This window comes from Methylobacterium sp. 4-46, from assembly GCF_000019365.1.
In the GTDB taxonomy this organism is placed as follows: Bacteria; Pseudomonadota; Alphaproteobacteria; order Rhizobiales; family Beijerinckiaceae; genus Methylobacterium.
The window spans coordinates 6,426,968-6,449,433 of record NC_010511.1 but is presented as its reverse complement, the minus strand read 5'-3'; the positions used below and the strand labels follow the sequence as shown (position 1 = coordinate 6,449,433).

The 22,466-nt window shown below is 75.4% G+C and carries 18 protein-coding genes; 9 read left to right on the top strand and 9 right to left on the bottom strand.

From position 1 onward, the window contains the following. Positions 1 to 327 precede the first annotated feature (327 nt). On the bottom strand, positions 328 to 774 hold the full coding sequence (locus M446_RS39280; RefSeq protein ID WP_012335528.1) for a hypothetical protein: 447 nt from the start codon (positions 772 to 774) through the stop codon (positions 328 to 330). Between the two features lie 151 nt (positions 775 to 925). Here M446_RS39280 and M446_RS28310 point away from each other — a divergent pair, with 151 nt between their 5' ends. The 3 genes from M446_RS28310 (at position 926) to M446_RS28300 (ending at position 4,953) form a co-directional block, all read left to right on the top strand. After that, positions 926 to 2,023, top strand: a complete 1,098-nt coding sequence (locus M446_RS28310) for an ABC transporter ATP-binding protein (RefSeq protein WP_012335527.1) — start codon at positions 926 to 928, stop codon at positions 2,021 to 2,023. 172 nt (positions 2,024 to 2,195) lie between these two features. Continuing rightward, positions 2,196 to 3,233, top strand: a complete 1,038-nt coding sequence (locus tag M446_RS28305; RefSeq protein WP_012335526.1) for a Fe(3+) ABC transporter substrate-binding protein — start codon at positions 2,196 to 2,198, stop codon at positions 3,231 to 3,233. Beyond that, positions 3,214 to 4,953: an ABC transporter permease gene (locus M446_RS28300; RefSeq protein ID WP_012335525.1), complete on the top strand. Its 1,740-nt coding sequence runs from the start codon at positions 3,214 to 3,216 to the stop codon at positions 4,951 to 4,953. Before M446_RS28305 ends, M446_RS28300 begins: the two co-directional genes overlap by 20 nt. 209 nt (positions 4,954 to 5,162) lie before the next feature. Here the strand turns inward: M446_RS28300 and M446_RS28295 are convergent, their stop codons facing one another. The 4 genes from M446_RS28295 to M446_RS28280 form a co-directional block, all read right to left on the bottom strand. After that, a complete protein-coding gene (locus tag M446_RS28295) occupies positions 5,163 to 6,203 on the bottom strand; it encodes an LLM class flavin-dependent oxidoreductase (protein WP_043701725.1) in 1,041 nt (346 codons plus the stop codon). 117 nt (positions 6,204 to 6,320) lie between these two features. Next, complete coding sequence (locus tag M446_RS28290) at positions 6,321 to 7,565, bottom strand: MFS transporter (RefSeq protein WP_012335523.1); 1,245 nt, start codon at positions 7,563 to 7,565, stop codon at positions 6,321 to 6,323. 613 nt (positions 7,566 to 8,178) lie between these two features. Next, positions 8,179 to 8,844 carry a 3-oxoacid CoA-transferase subunit B gene (locus tag M446_RS28285; protein WP_012335522.1) on the bottom strand — a complete coding sequence of 222 codons (666 nt, stop codon included), beginning with the start codon at positions 8,842 to 8,844 and terminating at the stop codon, positions 8,179 to 8,181. A 16-nt stretch (positions 8,845 to 8,860) separates the two neighbouring features. Beyond that, positions 8,861 to 9,592 (bottom strand): CoA transferase subunit A, encoded by a 732-nt coding sequence (locus M446_RS28280; protein ID WP_043702748.1) that lies wholly within the window; start codon positions 9,590 to 9,592, stop codon positions 8,861 to 8,863. A gap of 392 nt (positions 9,593 to 9,984) precedes the next feature. Here M446_RS28280 and M446_RS28275 point away from each other — a divergent pair, with 392 nt between their 5' ends. Next, complete coding sequence (locus tag M446_RS28275) at positions 9,985 to 11,727, top strand: AsmA-like C-terminal region-containing protein (protein ID WP_012335520.1); 1,743 nt, start codon at positions 9,985 to 9,987, stop codon at positions 11,725 to 11,727. A 19-nt stretch (positions 11,728 to 11,746) separates the two neighbouring features. On the opposite strand, the gene M446_RS28270 is transcribed toward M446_RS28275, so the two are convergent. Further along, positions 11,747 to 12,472: an NAD-dependent deacylase gene (locus tag M446_RS28270; RefSeq protein WP_012335519.1), complete on the bottom strand. Its 726-nt coding sequence runs from the start codon at positions 12,470 to 12,472 to the stop codon at positions 11,747 to 11,749. A 220-nt stretch (positions 12,473 to 12,692) separates the two neighbouring features. On the opposite strand from M446_RS28270, the gene M446_RS28265 reads away from it, so the two are divergent. Further along, positions 12,693 to 13,319 carry a hypothetical protein gene (locus M446_RS28265; protein ID WP_012335518.1) on the top strand — a complete coding sequence of 209 codons (627 nt, stop codon included), beginning with the start codon at positions 12,693 to 12,695 and terminating at the stop codon, positions 13,317 to 13,319. Continuing rightward, entirely contained in the window at positions 13,316 to 13,993 is a 678-nt protein-coding gene (locus M446_RS28260) for an HAD hydrolase-like protein (protein ID WP_012335517.1), read from the top strand. The genes M446_RS28265 and M446_RS28260 overlap by 4 nt, the downstream gene beginning before the upstream one ends. A gap of 194 nt (positions 13,994 to 14,187) precedes the next feature. Here M446_RS28260 and M446_RS28255 read toward each other — a convergent pair whose 3' ends face one another. Beyond that, positions 14,188 to 14,982, bottom strand: coding sequence for a GntR family transcriptional regulator (locus tag M446_RS28255; RefSeq protein WP_012335516.1), 795 nt, complete (start codon positions 14,980 to 14,982; stop codon positions 14,188 to 14,190). Between the two features lie 117 nt (positions 14,983 to 15,099). Here M446_RS28255 and M446_RS28250 point away from each other — a divergent pair, with 117 nt between their 5' ends. Next, positions 15,100 to 16,065, top strand: coding sequence for a PfkB family carbohydrate kinase (locus M446_RS28250; RefSeq protein WP_012335515.1), 966 nt, complete (start codon positions 15,100 to 15,102; stop codon positions 16,063 to 16,065). A gap of 70 nt (positions 16,066 to 16,135) precedes the next feature. On the opposite strand, the gene M446_RS28245 is transcribed toward M446_RS28250, so the two are convergent. After that, positions 16,136 to 16,417 carry a hypothetical protein gene (locus M446_RS28245; RefSeq protein ID WP_012335514.1) on the bottom strand — a complete coding sequence of 94 codons (282 nt, stop codon included), beginning with the start codon at positions 16,415 to 16,417 and terminating at the stop codon, positions 16,136 to 16,138. Between the two features lie 551 nt (positions 16,418 to 16,968). Continuing rightward, complete coding sequence (locus M446_RS28240) at positions 16,969 to 20,394, bottom strand: DUF3971 domain-containing protein (protein WP_012335513.1); 3,426 nt, start codon at positions 20,392 to 20,394, stop codon at positions 16,969 to 16,971. Between the two features lie 220 nt (positions 20,395 to 20,614). Between M446_RS28240 and M446_RS28235 the strand changes: the two genes are divergently transcribed. Next, positions 20,615 to 21,079, top strand: coding sequence for a peroxiredoxin (locus M446_RS28235; protein WP_012335512.1), 465 nt, complete (start codon positions 20,615 to 20,617; stop codon positions 21,077 to 21,079). Between the two features lie 132 nt (positions 21,080 to 21,211). Beyond that, positions 21,212 to 22,459, top strand: a complete 1,248-nt coding sequence (locus tag M446_RS28230; RefSeq protein WP_012335511.1) for a M23 family metallopeptidase — start codon at positions 21,212 to 21,214, stop codon at positions 22,457 to 22,459. Positions 22,460 to 22,466 lie beyond the last annotated feature (7 nt).

Genomic DNA, 22,466 nt, shown 5'->3' with positions numbered 1-22,466 from the left:
GTCAATTTTCGCGACCCGCGCGGGACGCGCACGCCCTCCGGGAGAGCCCACCAGGGCCGTCCCGGGTCGGCCTCGCGGTCCCGCAAAGCGCGCGGCCCCGCGCGGAATGCGATGCGGAATGCGATCCGGCCGACGGCCCGGCGCCCCGACCTCCCGGGCCATCGGGCTCATGCCCGATCCGCTCGATCCCTTCGGGATGGCGGATTTGGGCTTCGCTCAAGCGCCGCGCGGGCTCGGGATCCGCTTGATCCCTTCGGGATGGCGGATCGGGGCTTCGCTCACGCGCCGCGCGGGCGCGTGATCCGCTTCGATCAACCGGATCCCGGATCACACGGTCATGCCGACCGGCTCGAACAGGAAGTCGTCCACCCGCGGGATCGAGACCGCGAGGTTCACGCCGTAGGAGGAGCGCGAGAGGCGCCAGGGCCGCTCGCCGCCGGCGCGCACGGCCTCGGAGGGGCGCAGGCGGCGCAGGCGGCCGTCCTCCTCCACCTCCTCGATCACCAGGAAGCCGTAGACCTGGAGGCGCGCGGCGACGAGCTTGGTCTCGCGGTCGCTCGCCGCCACCGGCAGGTGGCCGGCCTCGTAGACCGTGTCCATCAGGCTGCGCTGGTCGCGGCGGGCGCGGGCGAGGGCGGGGCTCGGCGCGGCGAGATCCTCGGGATGGCAGGCGCGCCCGGCCGGCCCCTTCGCCCGCCGGAACGGCACCACGTTGCCGGTCCCGCTCGGCGCGCCCGGCACGGCGTTCCGGGTCTCGCTCGACGCGCTACGCATACGCACTCACCCTGACGGTTGCTCGACGCCCGGCCGGCCGGCTAGAGCCGCCCGGGCGATGCGGAGAATTCGACCGATCCGCTTAACGCCCGATTGACCCCGCGGCCGGCCGCGCCGCCGCGCCTGTGCCAGAACGGAGCGCCCTCCCCCGATGCCCGACACCGGCCCGCGCATCCGCCCGGCCCCCCCGGCCCTCGCGGCGGAGGACATCGCCTGCCGGTTCGGGCGGGTGCAGGCCCTGGACGGCGTCTCCCTCGACGTGCGCCCCGGCGAGGTGATGGCGCTGCTCGGCGATTCGGGCTGCGGGAAGAGCACGCTCCTGCGCATCGTGGCGGGGCTGGAGGCGCCCTCGCGGGGCCGGATCCTCCTCGACGGGCGCTTGGTGGCGGGGCCGGGCGTCGCGGTGCCGCCGGAGGCCCGCGGGGTCGGGCTGATGTTTCAGGACTACGCGCTGTTCCCCCACCTCACGGTGGCGGAGAACATCCGCTTCGGCCTCGCCGGCCGCCCGGCCGCCGCCCGGGCGGTGGCCGATTCGCTCCTGGAGCAGGTCGGCCTGAGCGCGCGGGCGGAGAGCTACCCGCAGACCCTCTCGGGGGGCGAGCAGCAGCGGGTGGCGCTGGTGCGGGCGCTGGCGCCGGGGCCGCGGCTCCTCCTCCTCGACGAGCCCTTCTCCAACCTCGACCGGCGCATGCGCGACCGGGTGCGGGAGGACACGGTCGCGCTCCTGCGCCGCACCGGCACCACGGCGCTGCTGGTCACGCACGATCCCGAGGAGGCGCTGGCGGTGGCGAGCCGCATCGCCCTGATGCGGGCCGGGCGCGTCGTCCAGGTCGCCACCGGCGAGGCGCTCTACCGGCGCCCGGCGAGCCTGTTCGCCGCCCGTTTCCTGGCGGACGCGACCGAGATCCCGGTGCGCATCCGCGCCGGGGCCGCCGAGACGCCGCTCGGCCGCCTCCCCGCCCCCGGGCTCCCGGACGGGGCCGCCGCGCGGGTCTGCCTGCGGCCCGAGGCCCTGCGGGTCGGCCCGCCCGGGACCGGCCTGCCCGCCCAGGTGGTGCGCCGGGTCTTCCTCGGCGCCTCCGCCCTGCTCCACCTCGCGGTGGCGGGCCTCGCCGAGCCGCTGCGGGTGCGGCTGCCCGGGGCCGAGCCCTACGGGGCGGAGCCCTACGGCCCGGGCGACGCGGTCGGCCTCGCGCTGCACGAGGAGGCGGTGCTGGTCCTGCCGGACGAGGAGGCCGGGGCGGGATGAGGGCTGGCCTTCGCGCCCGGCCCACCCGCACGCGTCCGATGATGATCGACAACTGACGTTGCACCTGCGCCCGACGGTGCGAAGTTTCACATTAAAACAAGTCAAAACTATCGCGCTTGCATTTTCCTCTGTTCTGTTTCTCTACGGAGCAATCATTCGGGGAGGTTGATCCGTGCCGGTCCTGTCGATCCGTCCGCTCGTCGTCCTGGCGTCGCTCGGCGCCGCCCTCCTGGGGCAGCCCGCCGCCGCGCGGGCGGAGGGCGAGGTGAACCTCTACACGACCCGCGAGCCGGGGCTGATCCGCCCCCTCCTCGACGCCTTCACGGCCAAGAGCGGCATCAAGGTCAACACGGTGTTCGTGGACAAGGGCCTGACGGAGCGCGTCGCCGCCGAGGGCGCCCGCTCCGCCGCGGACCTCGTGATGACGGTCGATATCGGCAACCTGATCGAGGTCGTCGACCGCGGCCTCGCCCAGCCGGTCCGCTCGCCGGTGCTGGAGGCCGCGATCCCGGCCAACCTGCGCGATCCGGAGGGGCGCTGGTTCGCGCTCTCGACCCGGGCGCGGGTCCTCTACGCCGACCCGGACACCAGGGGGCTCGACGGCGTCACCTACGAGGATCTCGCCGATCCGAAGTGGAAGGGGCAGGTCTGCCTGCGGGCGGGCCAGCACCCCTACAACACGGCGCTGATCGCCGCCTACATCGCCCATCACGGCGAGGAGAAGGCGGAGGCCTGGCTCAAGGGCCTCAAGGCCAACCTCGCCCGCAAGCCCGGCGGCGGCGATCGCGACGTGGCGCGCGACATCGTGGCGGATCTCTGCGAGATCGGCCTCGGCAATTCCTACTACGTCGGCCTGATGCGCAGCGGCCGGGGCGGCCCGGAGCAGAAGCTCTGGGGCGACGGCATCAAGGTGGCGCTGCCGGTCTTCGCGGGCGGGGGCACGCACGTGAACGTCTCGGGCGCGGTGGTGGCCAAGAGCGCCCCGAACCCCGGGAACGCGGTCAAGCTGCTCGAATTCCTGGTCTCGGACGAGGCGCAGGCCCTCTACGCCAAGGCGGATTACGAGTACCCGGTGAAGCCCGGCGTCGCCGCCGACCCGCTGCTCGCGACTCTCGGCGCCCTCAAGGTCGACACGATCCCGCTCGCCGAGATCGCCCGCAACCGCAAGGCCGCCAGCCTCCTCGTCGACCGTGTCGGCTTCGACCGCTAGCGGCCTGACGCGGGGCCTGACGCGGGGGCTGGCGAAGGGCCTGCCCGCCCTGCGGCGCGGGGCGGGGCGGACGGCCCCCGCCTCCCCGTCCGGGCTCCTGCCCTGGACGCTCGCCGCGGGCGCGACGGCGCTCCTGGTTCTGGCGCCGCTCGCGGCCCTCGCCGCGGAGGCGCTCCAGGGCTCGGGCGGGCTCTGGCCCCACCTCCTCGCCTACGTGCTGCCGCAGGCGGTGCGCGACACGGTGCTGCTCCTGGCGGGGGTCGGGCTCCTGGTGATCGCCATCGGCACCGGGGCGGCGTGGCTCGTCGCGGCCCACGACTTCCCCGGCCGGCGGATCCTCGACTGGGCGCTGCTGCTGCCGCTCGCGATGCCCACCTACATCGTGGCCTACGCCTATCTCGACCTGATGCACCCGATCGGCCCGGTGCCGAGCGCGATCCGGGCGATGCTCGGGGTCGCGCGCCCGCGCGACCTGATGCTGCCCGACATCCGCTCGCTGCCGGGCTGCGTCCTGCTCCTCGGCTTCGTGCTCTACCCCTACGTCTACCTGCCGACGCGGGCGCTGTTCCTGATGCAGTCGGCGAGCCTCGTCGAGGCCGGGCGCAGCCTCGGGCTCGGCCCGGCGGCGGTCTTCCGCCGGGTGGCGCTGCCCCTCGCCCGGCCCGCCATCGCCCTGGGGACCAGCCTCGCCCTGCTGGAGGCCCTCAACGACATCGGGGCGGCGGAATTCCTCGGCGTCCGCACCCTCACGGTCTCGATCTACGCGACCTGGGTGAACCGCTCGGACCTGCCCGGCGCGGCCGCGATCGCGCTCGTGATGCTCCTCCTCGTGCTCGCCGTGATCGCGGTGGAGCGCTGGGCGCGGCGGCGGCGCGGCTACGCGGCGGCGGCGCAGCGGCCCCGGCGCATGGGCCGCCGCCGCCTCTCCGGGACCGCGGCCCTCGCGGCCTTCGGCCTCGGCCTCGTGCCGGTGACGGTCGGGTTCCTGGCGCCGGCCGGCCACGTCGCCGTCCAGGCGGCGCGGCGCCTGCACGGCGCGGGCGTCTCCCCGCAGATCCTCGCCGAGACCCTCCACACGCTCCTCTACGCGGGGCTGGCGACGCTGGTCGCCACCGGGCTCGGGCTCCTCGTCGCGGCGGGGCCGCGGCTCTTCGGGCGGGCGCTGACCTGGCGGGTGGCGCTGGTGCGCGGCGCCACCCTCGGCTACGCCGTGCCGGGGGCGATCCTGGCGATCGGGCTGATGCCGCCCCTCGCCGGCCTCGACGCCGCCCTCGACGGGGCGAGCCGGGCGCTCACCGGCGCGGGGCTCGGGCTCGTCGGGCTCGGCACCGGCGTCGCCCTGATCTACGCCTACCTGGTGCGCTTCCTGGCGATCACGGTCGGCACCGGCGAGGCGGGGCTCGCCCGGGTGCCGCGCTCGCTCGGCGATGCCGGGCGCGTGCTCGGGCGGGGCGCGGCCGGGGTGCTGGCGCAGGTCTACCTGCCGCTGACCTGGCCGGCGGTGCTCGGCGGCGCCCTCCTGGTCTTCGTGGATTGCGTCAAGGAACTGCCCGCGACCCTGCTGTTGCGCCCGCTCAACGTCGAGACCCTCGCCACCCACCTGTACGGCGAGGCGGCGCGGGGCACCTACGAGGACGGGGCCGTGGCGGCGCTCCTCATCGTGGCGGTGGGCCTCGCCCCGGTCGCGGTGCTGCTGCGGACCTCGACCCCGAGGGCGTGAGCGCGCCCGGGGCGCGCCCGCGAAGCCGCGCGTCATCCGACATCCGACGGACTGCGTCGCCATCTCCAATTCCGGCAATGCGGATTTCGGCCTCGCTCGAGCGCCGCGCGGGCGTGGCATACGACATCCGACGGATCGCGTCGCCATGCGGATGTCGGCGTCGCTCAGGCGCCGCGCGGGTTTCCGGACGCGATCGTCCGGACAGCGGATCAGGCCAGCATGGCGCGCACGAGCGGCGCGACGCGGCGCCCGTAGAGGTCGATGCAGCGCATCAGCCGGTCATGCGCGAGCGGGCCGGCGCTGTACTTGAGCTGGAAGCGCGACAGGCCGAGCGCGCGCGCCGTGGTGGCGATCTTGCGGGCGACCGTCTCGGGACCGCCGACGTAGAGCGAGCCGTGATCGGCCTCGCGCTCGAACTCGTCCCGGGTCAGGGGCGGCCAGCCGCGCTCGGCGCCGATGCGGTCGCGCATGCGCTTGTAGTCGGGGAAGACCTCCTCGCGGGCCTGCGCGTCGGTCTCGGCCACGTAGCCCGGCGAGTGGACGCCGATCGGCCGCACGGGCCGGCCGAGCTGGGCGTAGGCCCGGTGCGAGAGGTCCACGTAGGGCCGGAAGCGGGCCGGATCCCCGCCGATGATGGCGAGCATGAGCGGCATGTCGTGGCGGGCGGCGCGCACCACCGATTCGGGGCTGCCCCCGACGCCGATCCAGGCGGTGAGCGGCGCCTCCAGCGTCGGGAAGACGCGCTGCCCGCTCAGCGCCGCCCGGGTCGTCCCCCGCCACGTCACCGCCCCGCCCTTGAGCAGGGCCGCGAAGAGGTCGAGCTTCTCCTCGAACAGCGTCTCGTACTGGTCGAGGGCGTAGCCGAAGAGCGGGAAGGACTCGGTGAAGGAGCCCCGCCCCAGGATCACCTCGGCGCGCCCGTCCGAGACGGCCTGGAGCGTCGCGAAGCGCTGGAACACCCGCACGGGATCGTCCGAGCTGAGCACCGTCACGGCCGAGCCGAGGCGGATCCGCCGCGTGCGCGCCGCGATCGCGGCGAGCAGGATCTCCGGGGAGGAGACGGCGAAATCGGCCCGGTGGTGCTCGCCGATGCCGAAGAAGTCGAGGCCCACCTCGTCGGCGAGCGCCGCCTCCTCGACGACGTCGCGGATGACCCGGGCATGCGGCAGGAGGCTCCCGTCCGGGGCGGCGGTCACGTCGCCGAACGTGTCGAGGCCGAGGGCGAGGGCGGAGGCGGGGCGAGGCGTCATGGCCGTCAGGATGGGGGCGCGGCGGGGCTTTGGGAACGGGCCCCGGCGCAAGACCGTCCTTGCGCCCGCGCAAGGGCGGGGCCGCGCAGGGGCGGGGCGGCCGCGCGGGCGGGCGGCTCAGGCGGGGGCGAGGCGGCCGCGCGCGGCCCGCCGCTGCACCAGCCAGAGGCCGATCGCGACCGTGACGAGGTTCCACAGCAGGCCGTGCGCGAAGGCCGCCGCGTAGGTGCCGGTGAGGTCGAAGATCACGCCGGAGAGCCAGCCGCCGAGCGCCATGCCGACGAGCGTCGCCATGATCACGATCCCGACCCGCGCCCCCGCCTCCGCGGGCGGGAAGAGTTCGCGCACGATGATGGCGTAGGCCGGCACGATGCCGCCCTGGAACAGGCCGAACAGGGCCGAGACCACGTAGAGCGAGGTCAGGCCGTCGAAGACGAGGTAGAGGGCGAGGGCCGCGCCCTGCAGCACCGCGCCGAGGAGCAGCGTGGCGACGCCGCCGATCCGGTCGGCGAGGAGGCCGGAGGCGAGGCGGCTGACGATGCCGCAGGCGAGCATGAGCGAGAGCATCTCGGCCCCGCGGGCGACGCCGTAGCCGAGGTCGCCGCAATAGGCGACGATGTGGACCTGGGGCATCGCCATGGCGACGCAGCAGGACAGGCCCGAGAGGGCGAGCAGGCCCTGCAGGAGGCCGGGCCGGATCCCGACCGCGTGGCCGCCGGCGGGGCCGCCGCGGGCCGCCCCGGTCCCGGCCTGCGACGGGGGCCTGCGGCGCATCATCAGGGCGAGCGGCAGCATGGTGACGAGGCAGGCGAGGCCGAGCCCCGCCTGTGTCGCGCGCCAGCCGACCTCCGCGACGGCGTGCTGCACGAGGGGCGGCCAGACCGTGCCGGCGAGGTAGTTGCCGGCGGCGCAGATCGAGACCGCGATGCCGCGCCGGCGGGCGAACCACAGGGAGGTGTCGGCCATCAGCGGCGCGAAGGCGCAGGAACTGCCGACCCCGATGAGGAGCCCCTGCGCCAGGGCGAAGGGCCAGAGGCTGCCGGCGAGCGCGGTGGCGCCGTAGCCCGCCGCGAGGGTGAGGCTGCCGAGGAGGAGCGGCGCCGCGATGCCGAAGCGGTCGGCGAGCCGCCCCATCGCGACCCCGCCGAGGGCGAAGCCGAGCATCGTGAGCGTGTAGGGCAGCGAGGCCGCGGCCCGGTCGATGCCGAATTCCGCCTGCACGGCGGGGAGCACCACCACGACGGACCACATGCCGACGCCGCCGATCGTGGTGAGCAGCACCGCGACGGCGAGGCGCCGCCACGCGGCGGGGGAATCCGGGCGATCGGCCGCGATCGGGGCCGGCGCGACAGGGGCGTTCACGGGAGGCGTGTCCTCGGGCGGGGCGCGGCCCGGTTCTGCGCCGGGTCCGGGCGGGAGGACCCCTCCTAGCAGGGGAGCCGTCTCCGGAGGAGCGAGCCGGGCGCAGCCCGGATCGGCGTCCCACGGGGGTCGGGGGCCGCCGGGACATCGGCTGCCCCCGGGCAGGGTCGGGCAGGGCCCGGCCCATCGCCCGGTTCGGCTTCGCGCATGCCGGGTCCTGACCCGGTCCAAGCGCGCCTTGCGTGGCCCGCGCCCCGCCCTGCACGCCGGACGGCCCCGGAGCGAGGGGGCCGGCCGCCGCGGGCGCCCGAGCATCATGCGCCGGAGCGGTCACCTTTTCGGCGGCGAACCGAAGGACCGCGTCAGCGAAAGCCGATGCGAAGGCAAAAGATCAAGCAGGATCGCCGCCTGCCGTTCCGCCTAGAGCAGGGTTCGATCAAGCTGCAACGGAACCCTGCTCTCGGTCTTTGATTTTGCCGCATTGTCTTCGACGAACCGGCATCCCCTTCGCCGGACAATGCTCTAAGCAGAACTGCGCCATGCAATTCTGCTTAGACTCTTGTTTTCGCATCATTTTTGCCGCCGAACTGGTGACCACTTCGGCGGATGATGCTTAGGTGTTGCGGAGCGCCACCCGGTAGCGGCCCTCGGTCTTGGCGCGCACCTCCTCCTCGGTGACGCCGTCGGCGAGCTCGATCAGGCTCATGCCGCCGCCGCCCTTCTTGTCGATGGTGAAGACGCCGAGATCGGTGATCACCATGTCGACCACCTGCGTGCCGGTCAGCGGCAGGTCGCAGGCCTTCAGGAGCTTCGGGCTCTCCGCGCCGTCCTTGGCCTTGGCGACGTGCTCCATCACCACCACGACCTTCTTGACGCCCGCCACGAGGTCCATGGCGCCGCCCATCCCCTTCACCATCTTGCCGGGGATCATCCAGTTGGCGAGGTCGCCGTTCTCGGCCACCTGCATGGCGCCCAGGATCGACAGGTCGATGTGCCCGCCGCGGATCATCGCGAAGGAATCCGACGACGAGAAGTAGCTCGTGGTCGGCAGCTCCGTGATGGTCTGCTTGCCGGCGTTGATCAGGTCCGGGTCCTCCTCGCCCTCGTACGGGAAGGGGCCCATGCCGAGCATGCCGTTCTCCGACTGGAGCTGCACCGACATGCCCTCGGGGATGTAGTTCGACACCAGGGTCGGGATGCCGATGCCGAGGTTGACGTAGAAACCGTCCTGCAATTCGCGGGCAGCGCGGGCCGCCATCTGGTCGCGGGTCCAGGCCATGGGAATCCTCCTGATCCTAGATCGCGCCGCCGCCGGTCGCGGCGGCCTCGGGGCGCTTGCGGGTGGTGTGCTGCTCGATGCGCTTCTGCGGGTTCTGCAGGTGGATCATCCGCTTCACGAACACGCCCGGCGTCACGATGTGGTCGGGGTCGATCTCGCCCGGCTGCACGAGGTGCTCGACCTGCGCCACCGTCATGCGCGAGGCCGTCGCCATCATCGGGTTGAAGTTGCGGGCGGTCTTCCGATAGACGAGGTTGCCCTCGGTATCGCCCTTCCAGGCGTGGACGAGCGAGATGTCGGCGAAGAGCCCGCGCTCCATCACGTAGTGCTCGCCGTCGAACTCGCGCACCTCCTTGCCCTCGGCGATCAGGGTGCCGACGCCGGTCTTGGTGAAGAAGGCCGGGATGCCCGCCCCACCGGCCCGGATGCGCTCGGCGAGCGTGCCCTGCGGGTTGAACTCGATCTCGAGCTCGCCCGCGAGGTACTGCGTCGCGAAGGTCTTGTTCTCGCCGACGTAGGACGAGATCATCTTCCGGATCTGGCGCGTCTCGAGCAGGACGCCGAGGCCGACACCGTCGATGCCCGCGTTGTTCGAGATGACCGTGAGGTCCTTGGCGCCGCTCTCGCGCACCGCGTCGATCAGAACGTCCGGGATGCCGCACAGGCCGAAACCGCCGGCCATGATCGTCATGCCGTCCCGCATCAGGCCCGCCAGGGCCGCCGTGGCGTCGGGATATACCTTCTTCATCTCCATCCCTCTCCTGCGCCGGATCTTCGCGGATCCCGCGCCTGCCGCCCCCGCCTCCCGCATGAGGCGGGCTGCCGCCCTCGCCCCCCGCGGGGGGCGGGTTCCTTCTTAAGCACCGAACGGGCGCACGGTCACGGGGGCGCGCGCGAAAACCGGCACGCTCCCGGTGGCCCGCCCTGCGACGCGGGCACCCCGCTTGGCAAGCCGCGCGCCGCGGGCCGCGGGCCGCCGGTGGCATGCCCCCGGCCGGCAGGGGACGGGCCGCGCCCCGGCTGAAGACAAACCCGGCGCGAGGGTCTATGGGAGAAGAGAGGGTTGGCGCGCGCGCCGGCTGCCCGCGGGCGGCCGGCCGTGCAGGGCACGTGTCGGGTCACACCATCAGCCGGGGAGCGATGTCGCGCCGATCCATCCTGGTCCTCTCCGGCGGTGCCTGCGCGGTGGCGCTCGCCGTCGCGGCCTGCCAATCCTGGACCGTGGCGACGCCGCCGGCCGTCGCCTTCGTGGGCCGCCACCTCGCCCGCGCCTACGGGCTCGGCTTCGAGGCGGACGGGCCGACCAGCCTCGCCCTGCTGCCGGCGCCGCGCCTGACCTTCCGGGGCGTGCGGCTGCGCAACGGCGAGCGGCTCCTGGCCGAGACCTCCAGCCTCGACATGCAGCTCGGCCTCGGCGGCCTGCTCATCGGGCAGGCGGAGGCGGCGGCGGTGACGCTCACGGGCGCCCGCCTCATCCTGCCCGACGCGGACGACCGCTGGGCCGCGCCCTTCGCCCGGCTGACCGCGCGCCTCGCCGCGGGCGCGAGGCCCCTGCGCCGGCTCTCCCTCAGCGGGGGCCGGATCGCGGCGGGCGAGACCGGCCCGGACCGCCTCAGCGACGTCACCCTCTCGGCGAGCTGGCCGCGGGCCGGCGCCGGGCTCGACCTCACCGGCCGCTTCGCGTGGCGCGGCGTGCCGACCACGGTGGCGCTGGCCGCCGCCCGGCCCCTCGACCTCGCCCGGGGGGGCGCGAGCCCGCTCCGGGCCGCCCTGGCCTGGCCCTCGGGCAGCCTCGACCTCGACGGGACGGGCAGGTGGCAGGAGGGGCCGGCGCTCACCGGCGAGGGCCGGTTCTCGACCGACGCCCTGCCGGAGGTGCTGGGGTGGCTCGGCTGCCGCGCGCCCCTCTCCCCCCTCCTCGGCCGCGTCAGCCTGGAGGGCCGCGTCGAGGCCCGCCCGGGCGAGGTGGCGATGCCGGCCCTGCACCTCGTCCTGGCGGGCAGCGCCTTCGACGGGGCGGGCGCGGCCTCCCTGGGGCCGGACGGCCGCCTCGCCCTCTCGGGCACGCTCGCGGCCGAGCGGCTCGATCTCCCGGGCCTTCCATCCGGGATCGGGGCGGAGGCGCTCTTCGCCCTGGCGCGCTGGACCGAGGGCGACCTCGACCTGCGGCTCTCGGCGGCGGCGGCGCGGCTCGGCCCCGTCGAGGCGGAGGACGTGGCGGCGGGCCTGCTCGTGCGGGCCGGGGCGGTGGAGGCGAGCCTCGGGCGCGCCACCCTGCAGGGCGGCACCGTCAAGGGCCGGGCCGTGCTGCTCGATGCCGGGGCGGGCGGGCTCGAAGTCAAGCTCCAGGGCAACCTCGACCGGGTCGAGATCGGCCCCCTGCTGGCGGATCTCGGCCTCGGCCGCGGCTTCGGCGGCCGGGTGCAGGGCAGCCTCGCCCTCGACGCGACGGGCGGCGACCTCGCGGCGATGACCCGCCGCCTCGGCGGGCGGGTCGCCGTCACGGTGGAGGACGGGGAGATCGCGGGGCTGAGCCTCGCCGAGGCGCCGGGCGTCGATCCCGTCCTGCGCCGGGGCGGCCGCCTGCCCTTCGAGCGCGCCCAGGTGACGCTCGGCGTGACCGGCGGGCTCGGCGAGATCGCGCAGGGGCAGGTGCGCACCGCGCTCTCGGCGCTCGCCCTGCGCGGGCAGATCGGCCTCGCCGAGCGGCGCCTCGCCGCCCAGGTGGAGCCGAGCGCCCGCGACGTCCTGCGCGGCGGCGACGCGAGGCCCGCGCTCTACGAACTCGCGGGCGCCTGGGCGGCGCCGCGCCTGCGGCTCCTCTCCCCGTCCCGCCCGGCCGGCCAGGGCCTGCCCACCGCCGCGAGCGCCTACGCGCCGTGAGGCGGCCCCGCCGGCCCGGTCAGCCCTCCCCGCCCAGCACCGAGGCGACGAAGGCCGGCACGGCCTCGGTGGCCGGGCCGTAGGCGGCGCTGTCGAAGGTGCGGGCCGTGTCGGAGGGTTCGAGGTTGATCTCGTGGGTCGGGATGCCGCGCCGGCGCGCCCGCGCCACGAATCCCGCCGCCGGGTAGACCGCCCCCGAGGTGCCGATCGCCACGAAGCGGTCGGCGGCCGCCAGCCCCTCCTCGACGGCGTCGAGGTGGAGCGGGACCTCGCCGAACCAGACCACGGCCGGGCGCATCCCGCCGCCCCGCCCGCAGGATGGGCAGGGCGTGTCCACCGTCAGATCCTCCTCCCAGCGCGCCTCGGCCCCGCAGGCGAGGCAGCGCGCGCGCAGGATCTCGCCGTGCATGTGCACCACCGCCCGCGCGCCGCCGCGCTCGTGCAAATCGTCCACGTTCTGCGTGCACAGGAAGAGCCGCCCGCCCCGCGCGGCGAGGCCCGCCTCGAGCCGCGCCAGCGCCTGGTGCGCGGCGTTCGGGGCGGCCTCGCGCACGCCGCGCCGCCGCAGGTTGTAGAAGGCGTGGACCTCCTCGGGATCGGCCGCGAAGGCTTCCGGCGTCGCGAGCCGGGCCGGATCGAACCGGTGCCACAGCCCGCCCCGGTCGCGGAAGGTGCCGAGGCCGCTCTCGGCCGAGATGCCGGCCCCGGTGAGCACGAAGATGTTCACGCCCGGCCGCCCGCGCATTGGCCGCGGCCGCCGACGGGCCGCCGGAGGATCTTCCCTGAACTTGCCGCGCCGGCCGGATCGCGCGCCGTTGACGGCGCGTTTGCGCCCCAGATCTCATCCATTGACACTTTATCAACTCCCCGCATGGACAAGTGAGGCGTCTCATCCTAAGTGAGGGGCAGGCGTCCGCGCAGCATGCGGCGGGCCCTATCCCGAACAGACCGCTTCAGGACATTCGATGACGCGCTATCGCGCGAGACCGTCGTTCACGGTCGAGATCAAACGTACCCGCACCTCCCCGGCCGCGTCGAGCGAGGCCGGGGAGCCGAAAGCTCCGGCGAACACCCTCTGGGCCGGTACCGGCCTCATCGAGGAGGCAGCCGCCGCGACGCAGTCGGGCCGCTTCGACGACGCGCCGCTGCCCGCGCCCGCGAAGACCGCCGCCTCCGCCCAGGGCTCTTCCGCCCAGACCCCGTCCCGCCGGGTCCTGCCGAGCCTGATCGCGCCGCCGGAGCCCCCGGCGCCCGAGCCGGAGCCGGCCCCGGTCGAGGAGGAGCCGGTCTTCCGCCGCCGCCCCGGCCGTCCGGCCACCCGGAAGGCGGTGCCGGCGCCCAAGGGCCCGGCGCTCAAGGGCCCGGCTCTCAAGGGTTCGGCGCAGACCGGCTTCGTCTGGCCTGAGGACTGGCCCGACGAGCCGCCGGCGGCCCCGGCCCCGGCTCCGGAGCCCGCCCCTCCCGCCCTCGCCCCGGTCTCCCTCGCGGCCCTGCGGGCCGTGGGCGAGGCCGCGCCGCGGCCGAAGCGGCGCGAGGGCGACCTGCGGGTCGGCGAGCGCTGGAAGCGACGTCTCCCCCGCTACTGCCGGTGACCCGGCGCGGCGCGGGGCCGCCTCCGGCGGGGCCCTACGGCCTCGTCCTCCTCGATTTCGACGGGACGCTCGCCGACAGCTTCCCGTGGTTCTGCCGCGTTCTCGACGGGGTGGCCGACCGCTACGGCTTCCGCCGGGTCGCGCCGGGCGAGGTCGAGGATCTGCGCCGCCTCGGCGCCCGGGCGATCCTGCATCGCCTGGAGGTCCCGGCCTGGAAGCTTCCCCTCATCGCGCGGCACATGCGCGCCCTCGCGGCCCGGGACGCGGAAGAGATCGGGCTGTTCCCGGGCATCCCCGGCCTGCTCGCCCGCCTCGCGGCCGCGGGCCTGCGCCTCGCCGTCGTGACCGCCAACCGCGAGGCGACGGTGCGCCGGGTGCTCGGTCCCGAGAGCGCCGCCCGCATCGACGCCTTCGCCTGCGGCGCCCCCCTGTTCGGCAAGGCGCGCCGCTTCCGCGCCCTGGTGCGCGCGGGCGGCCTGCCGCCCGAGCGGGTGATCTGCCTCGGTGACGAGCTGCGCGACGCGGAGGCCGCCGCCGCCTGCGGCCTCGCCTTCGGGGCCGTCGCCTGGGGCTACACGCGGCCCGACGCGCTGGCGGCGCTGCGGCCCGCCCACCTCTTCGCGACGCCCGAGGCGGTCGCCGAGACCCTGGCGCCGCGCCGGGCCGCGGCCTGAGCGCGGCGTCGGCCGGCCGCCCGATCCGTCCGGCTTCGTCCCTGGCATTCCGACGTGGCAGCCGGGACCGACGGGCGCGAGCGCTCGGGCGGTCCCTCCCGCCCCTCCCTCGGGGATGCCCGTTCGGCCGCGATCCTGACGCCCCTCATGGCGCAATCCGACGGATTGCGTCGCCATGCGGATGTCGGCGTCGCTCACACGCTCAAGTCGAGCCGGTACGCGTAGGCGTCCCCGCGGAACAGGCCCTCGACGTACTCGATCAGCCGGTCGTCCCGGGCGTAGGAGTGGCGCTTGATCAGCAGGCAGGGGCGCGGCTCGGGGTAGCCGAACAGCGCGCAGGCATGCTCGTCCGCCAGGGCCGCCTCGATCGTCTGACGGCAGCGCACCAGCCCCGCCCCGTGCTGGCCCAGCAGGGCGTAGACGGAGCCGCCGAGATCGGCCTCGGCCAGTTGCGGGACCGCGGTGAGGTCGTACCACGCCCGCTCCCGCGAGAGCGGGACGCCGTCCCCCTTGCGCAGGCGCACCAGCCGCAGGAAGCGCGCCTCGGGCGGGCGGGCGAACAGGCCGGCCAGGGCCGGATCCCGCACGACGGCGCGCTCCAGGATCTCCGAGGAGGGCACGCGCCCGAGTTCGCGCATCTCCTCGGTGAAGCCCTTGAGCCGGTCCATGCCGGGGCTGAGCCGCGTCCGCCCGGCCTCGACGATGTGGCCGAGCCGGCCATGGGCGCTGACGTAGCGCTCGCGGCGCAGCACCTCGTAGCAGCGCTGGACCGTGGTGCGGCTCACCCCCATCGCCTCCGCGAAGGCGCGCTCGGCCGGCAGCGTGACGCCGCCCGGGAGAGTGCCGTCCTCGATCAGGGCGCGCAGCTGCTCCTCCAACTGCAGGTAGAGGGGCTTCGCCGTATCGTCGCGCAGCTGGAGCAGGCTCGGCAGCGAGGGCGCGGCCGGCCCCGGGCCGGCGCGGCCGCGCCCGGCGGCACCCGCGGCCATCACGGGCGCGATCTCGCGGTGCGGCGCGCGGGCGGCCGCCGCACCATGACAGGCCGGGCCGGACGTGGTGATCTGCCGCCAGGCGCGGCGACCGCGCGGCCGGGAGGGAGCTTCGCCGTGAGCGACGCGGGGGGCGACATGGGGGAAGGTGCGAGCCTGTTCGTCCTGGGCAGCTTCGTCGCGGCCTGTTCTGCCACGGTTGCGCGGCTTCCGCGACCCGGGGAGACGCTGGAGGCCAGGGCCTTCCAGTTCGATCCGGGCGGCAAGGGGCTGAACCTCGCGGTCGGGGCGCGGCGGCTGGGGGCGCGGGTCGACGGGCTGATCGCGGTCGGCCACGACGCGTTCGGCGACCTCGCGGCGGCCGCCCTGCGCAGGGCGGACCTCCCGGACACCCTGCTGCGCCGGGTGGAGGCGCCGACCGGGGCGGGAATCGGCTTCGTGGACGCGGCGGGGGAGAACTGCATCGCGGTCTATCCGGGGGCCAATGCGCGGCTCGGGGCGGCGGAGGTGGCGGAGGTGGCCGACCGCTTGGTCCGGGCGCGCCTCGTCCTCGCACAATTCGAGACGAGCGATGCGGCGGTGAGCGAGGCCTTCCGCCGCGCGCGGGCGGCCGGGGTCGAGACCCTGCTCAACCCCTCGCCCTTCCGCCCGCCGCCGCCCGGGCTCCTCGCCCGGACCGGGATCCTGGTCGTCAACGCCACCGAGGCGGCGGCCCTCGGGGAGGCGCTCGGGCTCGCCGGCGCGGCGCCCGCGGACCTGGCGGCGGCCCTCCTCGACCGAGGGCCGCGCCTCGTCGTGGTGACGCTCGGCCGCGGCGGGGCGATCGCCCGGGCGGCGGGGGAGCCGCTCCTGGTCCAGCCCGCCCTGCCGGTCGCGGCCCTCGACACGATCGGGGCCGGCGACGCCTTCACGGCGGGGCTCGCCGTCAGCCTCGCCGAGGGGCATCCGCTCGCCGCCTGCCTGCGCCACGCGGCGGCCTGCGCGGCCTGCGTGGTCGCCCGGCGCGGCGTGTTCGAGGCCCTGCCCGACCGCGCGGCCCGGGACGCCGCGCTGGCGGCGCTGTCCGCGCCGCCGGGCCCGTGACGCGGACGGCCCGCCCCCCGGGCGGGAGGCGGGCGGTGACCGGTGGGGGAGCTGGAGCGGGTGCGGGCCCTCAGCACACCGGGACGCGGCGCCAGCCGACCTGGTAGCCGTTCTCGTCGAAGACCGGCCGGCGCTCGTAGCCGCAGCCGCCATACGGGTAGGCCGGCTCGCCGTAGACCGGGACCGCGTAGGCCGGGCGGGCCTGCGAGGCGATGGCGCCGGCCGCGACGCCGAGCACGCCGGCCGCGATGGCCGCGCCGCGCCAGCCGGCCTGGGCCGAGGAGGTCGTGGTGGTGACGGCGCCCGCCAGCGTCAGGGCGGCGACGGCGGCGGCGAGGGTCTTCCTGATCATGGCACGGTCTCCCGGATGAAGAGGCGGTGCTGGTCGAGCGCCCCGCCGGCTGGATCTCATCGGCGGCGTCGGCGCCGTCGATGGATCCTGAGTATGGCGGCTCCTCCCGGGCGGCGGTGCGGGCGCGCACGCAGCCTCGCGGGGCGGCCCTCGCCACCCGGCGAACGATCGGCCGGCCCTGACTTTGGGCCGGAGTGGCGGACGGAGGCTCCCAAGACCCCACCCTCGACGTCCCCACCCTCGACGTCCCCACCCTCGACGTCGAGCCGGGATGACCGGCCCGGACCGGGGGACGGCGGCCGGTCCCTCGCCGACCGCGCCGCCGAGGCGGCGCCCGCCCCGAGCCGGCCCGGCGAGGACCGCGAGGCGCGCCAGGACCAGCTCCTCGACGAGGCGGTCGAGGAGACCTTCCCGGCGAGCGACCCGATCGCGCCCAAGCGCGTCACGAAGGAGCGCGAGGCCCCCTCGCGCGAAGCCTCCTCGGCGGAGCGGCGCGACCGGGATAGCGAGGGGGCCGCAGCTCAGCGCTCAGGCCTCGGCGTGGCCGCGGCTCAGCGCTCAGGCCGCGGCGCGGCCGCGGCGGAGGGATCGCCGCCGCCGGCGCCGAACAGCTTGCGCAGGAAGCCCGGGGCGATCGCCGAGAGCGGGTTGACCGCCACGTTCGGCGCGCTCATCGGCCCCGTCACCGAGAAGTTGATGCCGAACAGCCCCTCATTGTGGCCGCCGCCGAGCAGCGGGCCCACGATCGGCACCTGCGAGAAGACGTTGTTCAGCCCGTAGAGCGGCACGAAGGTGCCGCGGATGTCGGTGGTGTTGCGGCCCGTGTCGAGGGAGCCGCCGAGGGTGAAGCCCATCGCCGGGCCCGAGATCGCCGCGTCCGCGATGTCGATCCGCGTGCCGCTGCGCACGAACTCGGCGGTCAGCCTGTCGAAGCCGACATCGTTCACCGGCCGCCGCTGCCCCGTCCCGCGCACGCCCTCCTCGGGCGGCTCGCCCTGCGCCATGATCCGGCCCAGGGCCGGCTCGTCGCGCAGGGTGAAGGAGCGGATCTGCAGGGCGCCCGATTGCGGCCCGTCGTTCAGGGTGCTCTGCAGGGACAGCCGCCCGCCCTGCATGCGGCGGTAGATGTCGAGGAAGCGCAGCACCGCCCCCGCATCGGTCGAGTCCGCGCTCAGGATCGGCGGGCCGGCGCGCTCCCCGCGCGCCACCTCGACCCGCACCGAGGCCCCGCGCAGGCGGCCCTGGATGCGGGCCTGCCGCAGGTCGTCCCCCCGCAGGGAGAGCTTCAGGGTGGCGTTGGTCAGGGCCTCCTCGTTGAAGCCCGTGAGGATGGCGAAGGAGAGATCCGCGTCGACGTCCTTGCCGCCCTCCCGGGATCCCCCGCCCTTCCTGCCCGGGCCGGTGAGCGCGCGCAGGAAGGGGCGCGCATCCGCCACGCTGCCCCTCAGGTTGACCCGGTAGGCGCCGCCGCTGCGCTCGACCTGCCCGCGCACGTCGTCGCCCGGAGAGAGTTTGAGGCTCGTGAGCTCCGCCCGTTCGAGTCCGCCCTCGGCCGAGACCACCGCGCTGCCCTTCACCGACACGCTGCCGGATTCGAGCACGATGTCGCGCAATTCGGAGCCGCTCCCGGCCTCGCTGAGCGCGAAGGTGAGCCGGCCGGGCTTGCCCGCGGCCTTGCTCCAGCCCGGCAGCAGCCCGTCGATCGAGGCCCGGGAGAGGTCGGCCTCGACCCGCGTGCTGGTGCGGCCTGGGCGCCCGATCGGCACCACGAACCGCGCCGGCACCGGCCCGGCGAGGGACGGGGCAGCGGGCAGGCCGCGGCGCGCCCGCATCGCGTCGTCGAGGGTGAGCGCCACCACCGCCTCGCCCGGGGCCCCCGCCCGGGGCTGGCGCAGGTCGACGCTCATCGGCGCGCCCGAGAGCTTGCCCTCGCCCTTGAGCGAGAAGCCGGTGCGGTCGTAGGTGACGGCGAAGCGGCCGTTCTCCAGCCGGTCCTTGCCGACGATCCGGTCCACCGAGACCTCCGCGAGGCTGCCGGTCATCGTCACCGGCAGGTCCGCGATGTCGGGCACCGCCTCCAGGCTCAGGGGGAAGTCGATCCGCAGATCCGCCTGGCCGCGGGTCGCGGCGGGGTCGATCTCGGTGGTGGTGAGCCCCCGGAAGAGCTTTGCCTGAAGCAGCGCCGCGAGCGCGTCGGTGCCGCCGCTGAGGCGCAGCCCGATCTGCGCCTTCACGTCGTGCGGCACCGCGTCCTTGATGACGAAGGAGCCGTCCTGGATGGCGAGCACCCGCCCGTCCGCCACGCGGATCTCCGCGGTGGCGCCCCGGATCGTGGTGTTGCGCCCGGTGACCAGCCCGGCGACCCGGCCGCGGCTGAGCGGCGGCGCCTCGGGCGAGATCTGCAGGTTGCCCTCGCTCACCGCGAAGGCGATCCGCACCGCCTGGTCGGGCATCGGGTCGCCCCTCGTCGCGGCGGCGAATTCCTCGCGCGTCATGTCGACGGTGATGTCGAGGCTGTCGACCTTGCCGGCGTGCAGGTTGTCGACGAGGTAGCTGCGGATCGGCGGCGCGATGTGCTCGGGCCAGAGCCGCAGGGCGGTGCGGCCCTCGGCCCGGTCGACCAGGATGTGCAGGGTGAGGCCGCCCTCGTCCGCGCGGGTGCCGAGCGTGCCCGCGATCGTGCCGCTCGCGGTCGGCCCGGTCAGGGCGAAGCGCTCGATGACGACGCCCTCGTCGCGGCCGGCGAGCTTGGCTTCGAGGCTGTCGATCCGCACCGGCGCGTCGCTCTCGACGGCGCCCCGCAGCACCGCGTCGCGCCCCGAGAGGGTGGCGGTCCAGGCCGTCTCCGCCCCCTCGGCCCCGGCGACCCACTCGCCCGAGAGCCGGACCGCGTTGCCGGCGCCGCGATAGTCGAGGGAGGTGAGGCTGAGGGCGCGGCGCGCCTCGTCCCAGGTCGCCTCGACCGTGACGGCCTCGACCGTCACCGGGTTGAAGTCCTTCTCCTCGATCAGGACGGTGCCCTCGCTCGACCGCAGGCCGAGGGTCATCGTGTCGAGCCGCGCCCCGTGCATCGCCACCGTGGCGCGCCCGGAGAGCTTCACGTCGGTGGTGACGGGCAGCCGGGACTGCCCGGAGAGGAGCAGCAGGTCGGTGGCCGGCAGGTCGTCGAGGGTGAGGACGCCCCGCCGCAGGTCTCCGGCCGCCTGCTCGACGTCGCCGCCGAAGCGCCAGGGCCCGTGCGGGCCCATGATCCGCATCTCGAAGACGCGGGCCTCGCGCACCGCGTCGCGGCTGAACAGCCCGTCGACCCGGGGAAAGACGGCGCGCTCCACGCCGGCATCGTCCGTCAGGGTCAGGCGCGCGTTGGTGAGCCGGGCCCGGTCGAGGCTGCCGATCACCCCGCCCGGATCGAGGACCAGGCCGAGGATCGATGCGACCGTGGCCGAGAGCGGGGAGACGCTGCCGCGGGCCGCCTCGACCACCGGGGGCGTCGGCGGGGCGGCGTTCGACGGGTCCGCCGAGGCGGCGATCGAGCCGTCCCGGTGCACCACCGCCCGCAATTGCAGGTCGCGGAACTCCACCGAGCGCGGCTGGATCGACAGGCCGAGGAGCGAGGTGAGGTCGATGCTGACCAGGGCGAGGGGCGCGCGCACCACGAGCGCGCCCTGCGGGTTGCGGATCTCCAGGCCCGTGGTGCGCAGGGCCAGCGCGCCCTCGCGGTCGATCTCCACGGCGCTGTCGCGCATCTCGACCCGCCAGCCGGGGCCGAGCCGCGCGGCGATCGCCTCGCCGAGGCGCGGCTCCAGCCACGCGAAGCTCATCGGCCCGCTCGACAGGCGCAGATAGGCGAGGCCGCTCGCCAGCCCGAGCAGGAGCGCCAGCCCGAGCTTGAGGATCAGCACGCCCCGGACGCAGCGGCTCAGGGCCGATCGCCGGACCGGACAGGGAGCGGGGCGGGGGGAGGAAGCCTGATCCATGCCTGTCGTCGCCGGAGAAGCGGCCTGCGGACAAGTCCGCCCAGCATCTTCTCCCATCGGTTACCCTCGGTTAATCCTGCAACCGCATCCGTCGCGCCCGGGCCCGTCCGGGCACCGGGCGCCTCGGCCTGCGGCTCCCCGCATCGTCGGCGTCTTGTCCCGGGCGCAGTCCGCCCGGGTCCGACGAGGCACACCATCAATCGGCCGAAAGGAAGGCACGATGCCGCTGAAATCTGGTGAACCGGCCCCCGATTTCTCGCTTCCGGCGACCGGCGGCGAGACGATCAGTCTCACCTCCCTCAAGGGCCGCAAGGCCGTGCTGTATTTCTATCCGAAGGACGACACGAGCGGCTGCACCCTGGAGGCCAAATCCTTCAACGATCTGCGGGAGGCGTTCGCGGCCGCCGACACGGCGGTGATCGGGGTCTCGCCTGACCCGATCAGGAGCCACGACAAGTTCCGCGAGAAGTACGGCCTCGCTTTCCCGCTCGCCTCCGACGAGGAGAAGGCGATGCTGGAGGCCTACGGGGTCTGGGTCGAGAAGAGCATGTACGGCCGAAAGTACATGGGCGTGGAGCGCACCACCGTGCTGATCGACCGCGACGGCCGCGTCGCCCAGGTCTGGCCCAAGGTGAAGGTGCCGGGCCACGCCGAGGCGGTCCTGGCGGCCGCCAAGGCGCTCTGACCAGGGCCGCTGACCTTGGGCCGCTGACCTTGGGCGCTCGGGCGCCGCGCATCCGGGGCCGCGGGGTGCGGCCCTTGGCATTTCCTTAACCCTAACGGGCTCAATTCCTGGATACGTCCTCGGAACGGCCCGATGCCCTCACCTCGCTCCCGCCCCGGCCCGCCGCCCCGTCCCGCCGCGGACGATCCAGGCCAGTGGGTGATCCGGCGGCGGACGGTCGTCCTCGCCGGCGCGGCCTTCGGGCTCCTCGCCCTCTGGGCCAGCGCCGCCACCTGGTTCATCGTCTTCCACGACGCGGCGCTGGCGCAGTTCATGGCGCGCCAGAGCGCCATGCAATACGCCTACGAGGAGAAGGTGAGCGCGCTGCGCGCCCGGCTCGACCGGGTGGCGACGCAGAAGCTCCTGGAGCAGGACGGCGTCGAGACCCGCGTCGCCGAGCTGGCGAGCCGGCAGATGGCCCTGGAGAACCGCCAGGCGATGCTGCTCGGGCTCGCCGAGCAGGCGGGCGAGGGCGTGTCGGCCCACGACCCGGCCCCCCTCCCCGCGGCGCCGCCGAAGCCGGCGCCGCTGCCGACGCCCGGATCCCTCGGCCTGCGCAGCGAGGCCGCGGACCCGGCCCCGCGCCCGGGCGCCCTCAGCCTGCCGCTGCGCGTCGCCGAACTCGAAGCCGCCCTCGACGCGGCGGCGGCCCGGCAGAGCCTCACCCTCGACCGGATCCTGCAGCGCAGTCAGGGCGAGGCGGCGCGGCTGCGCCGCCTCGTGGCCGATCTCGGCCTCGACCCGCACCGCTTCGCGGCCTCTCGCCCGGCCGGGATCGGCGGGCCGCTCGTCCCGGTGGGGAGCGGCGCCTTCGAGACGGCGCTGATGATGGCCCAGCGCACGATGAGCGAGCGCGACGAGCTGCGCCGCGTCGTCAAGGCCCTGCCGCTCTGGCGCCCGACCCAGCTCGATGCCGGCGTGTCGAGCCCCTTCGGCTACCGGGTCGATCCCTTCACCCGGGGCCTCGCCCTGCACACGGGGGTCGACCTCAAGGCGGAGTACGGCGCGCCCGTGCGCGCGGCCGGGGCGGGCCGCGTCGTGTCGGCGGAGTACGCCGGCGGCTACGGCAACATGGTGGAGATCGACCACGGCCACGGGCTCGCGACCCGCTACGGTCACCTCTCGGCCTTCGCGGTGGCGCCGGGCCAGGTGGTCGAGCCCGGGCAGGTGATCGGCCGCGTCGGCTCGACCGGCCGCTCGACGGCCCCGCACCTCCACTACGAGACGCGGATCGACGGCGAGCCCGTCGACCCGCAGCGCTTCCTGCGGGCGAGCGCCCTGGCCTTCGCGGGAGGAGGCTCGGCCGGCCCCGACGGCGGCGCATGGTCGCGGATCCGCTGACGGAGGG

Bases quoted from the DNA above. Each gene is read 5' to 3' on its own strand.
- M446_RS39280 (WP_012335528.1), bottom strand. From the start codon at position 774: ATGCGTAGCGCGTCGAGCGAGACCCGGAACGCCGTGCCGGGCGCGCCG.
- M446_RS28310 (WP_012335527.1), top strand. From the start codon at position 926: ATGCCCGACACCGGCCCGCGCATCCGCCCGGCCCCCCCGGCCCTCGCG.
- M446_RS28295 (WP_043701725.1), bottom strand. From the start codon at position 6,203: ATGACGCCTCGCCCCGCCTCCGCCCTCGCCCTCGGCCTCGACACGTTC.
- M446_RS28285 (WP_012335522.1), bottom strand. From the start codon at position 8,844: ATGGCCTGGACCCGCGACCAGATGGCGGCCCGCGCTGCCCGCGAATTG.
- M446_RS28280 (WP_043702748.1), bottom strand. From the start codon at position 9,592: ATGAAGAAGGTATATCCCGACGCCACGGCGGCCCTGGCGGGCCTGATG.
- M446_RS28275 (WP_012335520.1), top strand. From the start codon at position 9,985: ATGTCGCGCCGATCCATCCTGGTCCTCTCCGGCGGTGCCTGCGCGGTG.
- M446_RS28270 (WP_012335519.1), bottom strand. From the start codon at position 12,472: ATGCGCGGGCGGCCGGGCGTGAACATCTTCGTGCTCACCGGGGCCGGC.
- M446_RS28265 (WP_012335518.1), top strand. From the start codon at position 12,693: ATGACGCGCTATCGCGCGAGACCGTCGTTCACGGTCGAGATCAAACGT.
- M446_RS28255 (WP_012335516.1), bottom strand. From the start codon at position 14,982: ATGGCCGCGGGTGCCGCCGGGCGCGGCCGCGCCGGCCCGGGGCCGGCC.
- M446_RS28245 (WP_012335514.1), bottom strand. From the start codon at position 16,417: ATGATCAGGAAGACCCTCGCCGCCGCCGTCGCCGCCCTGACGCTGGCG.
- M446_RS28240 (WP_012335513.1), bottom strand. From the start codon at position 20,394: ATGGATCAGGCTTCCTCCCCCCGCCCCGCTCCCTGTCCGGTCCGGCGA.
- M446_RS28235 (WP_012335512.1), top strand. From the start codon at position 20,615: ATGCCGCTGAAATCTGGTGAACCGGCCCCCGATTTCTCGCTTCCGGCG.
- M446_RS28230 (WP_012335511.1), top strand. From the start codon at position 21,212: ATGCCCTCACCTCGCTCCCGCCCCGGCCCGCCGCCCCGTCCCGCCGCG.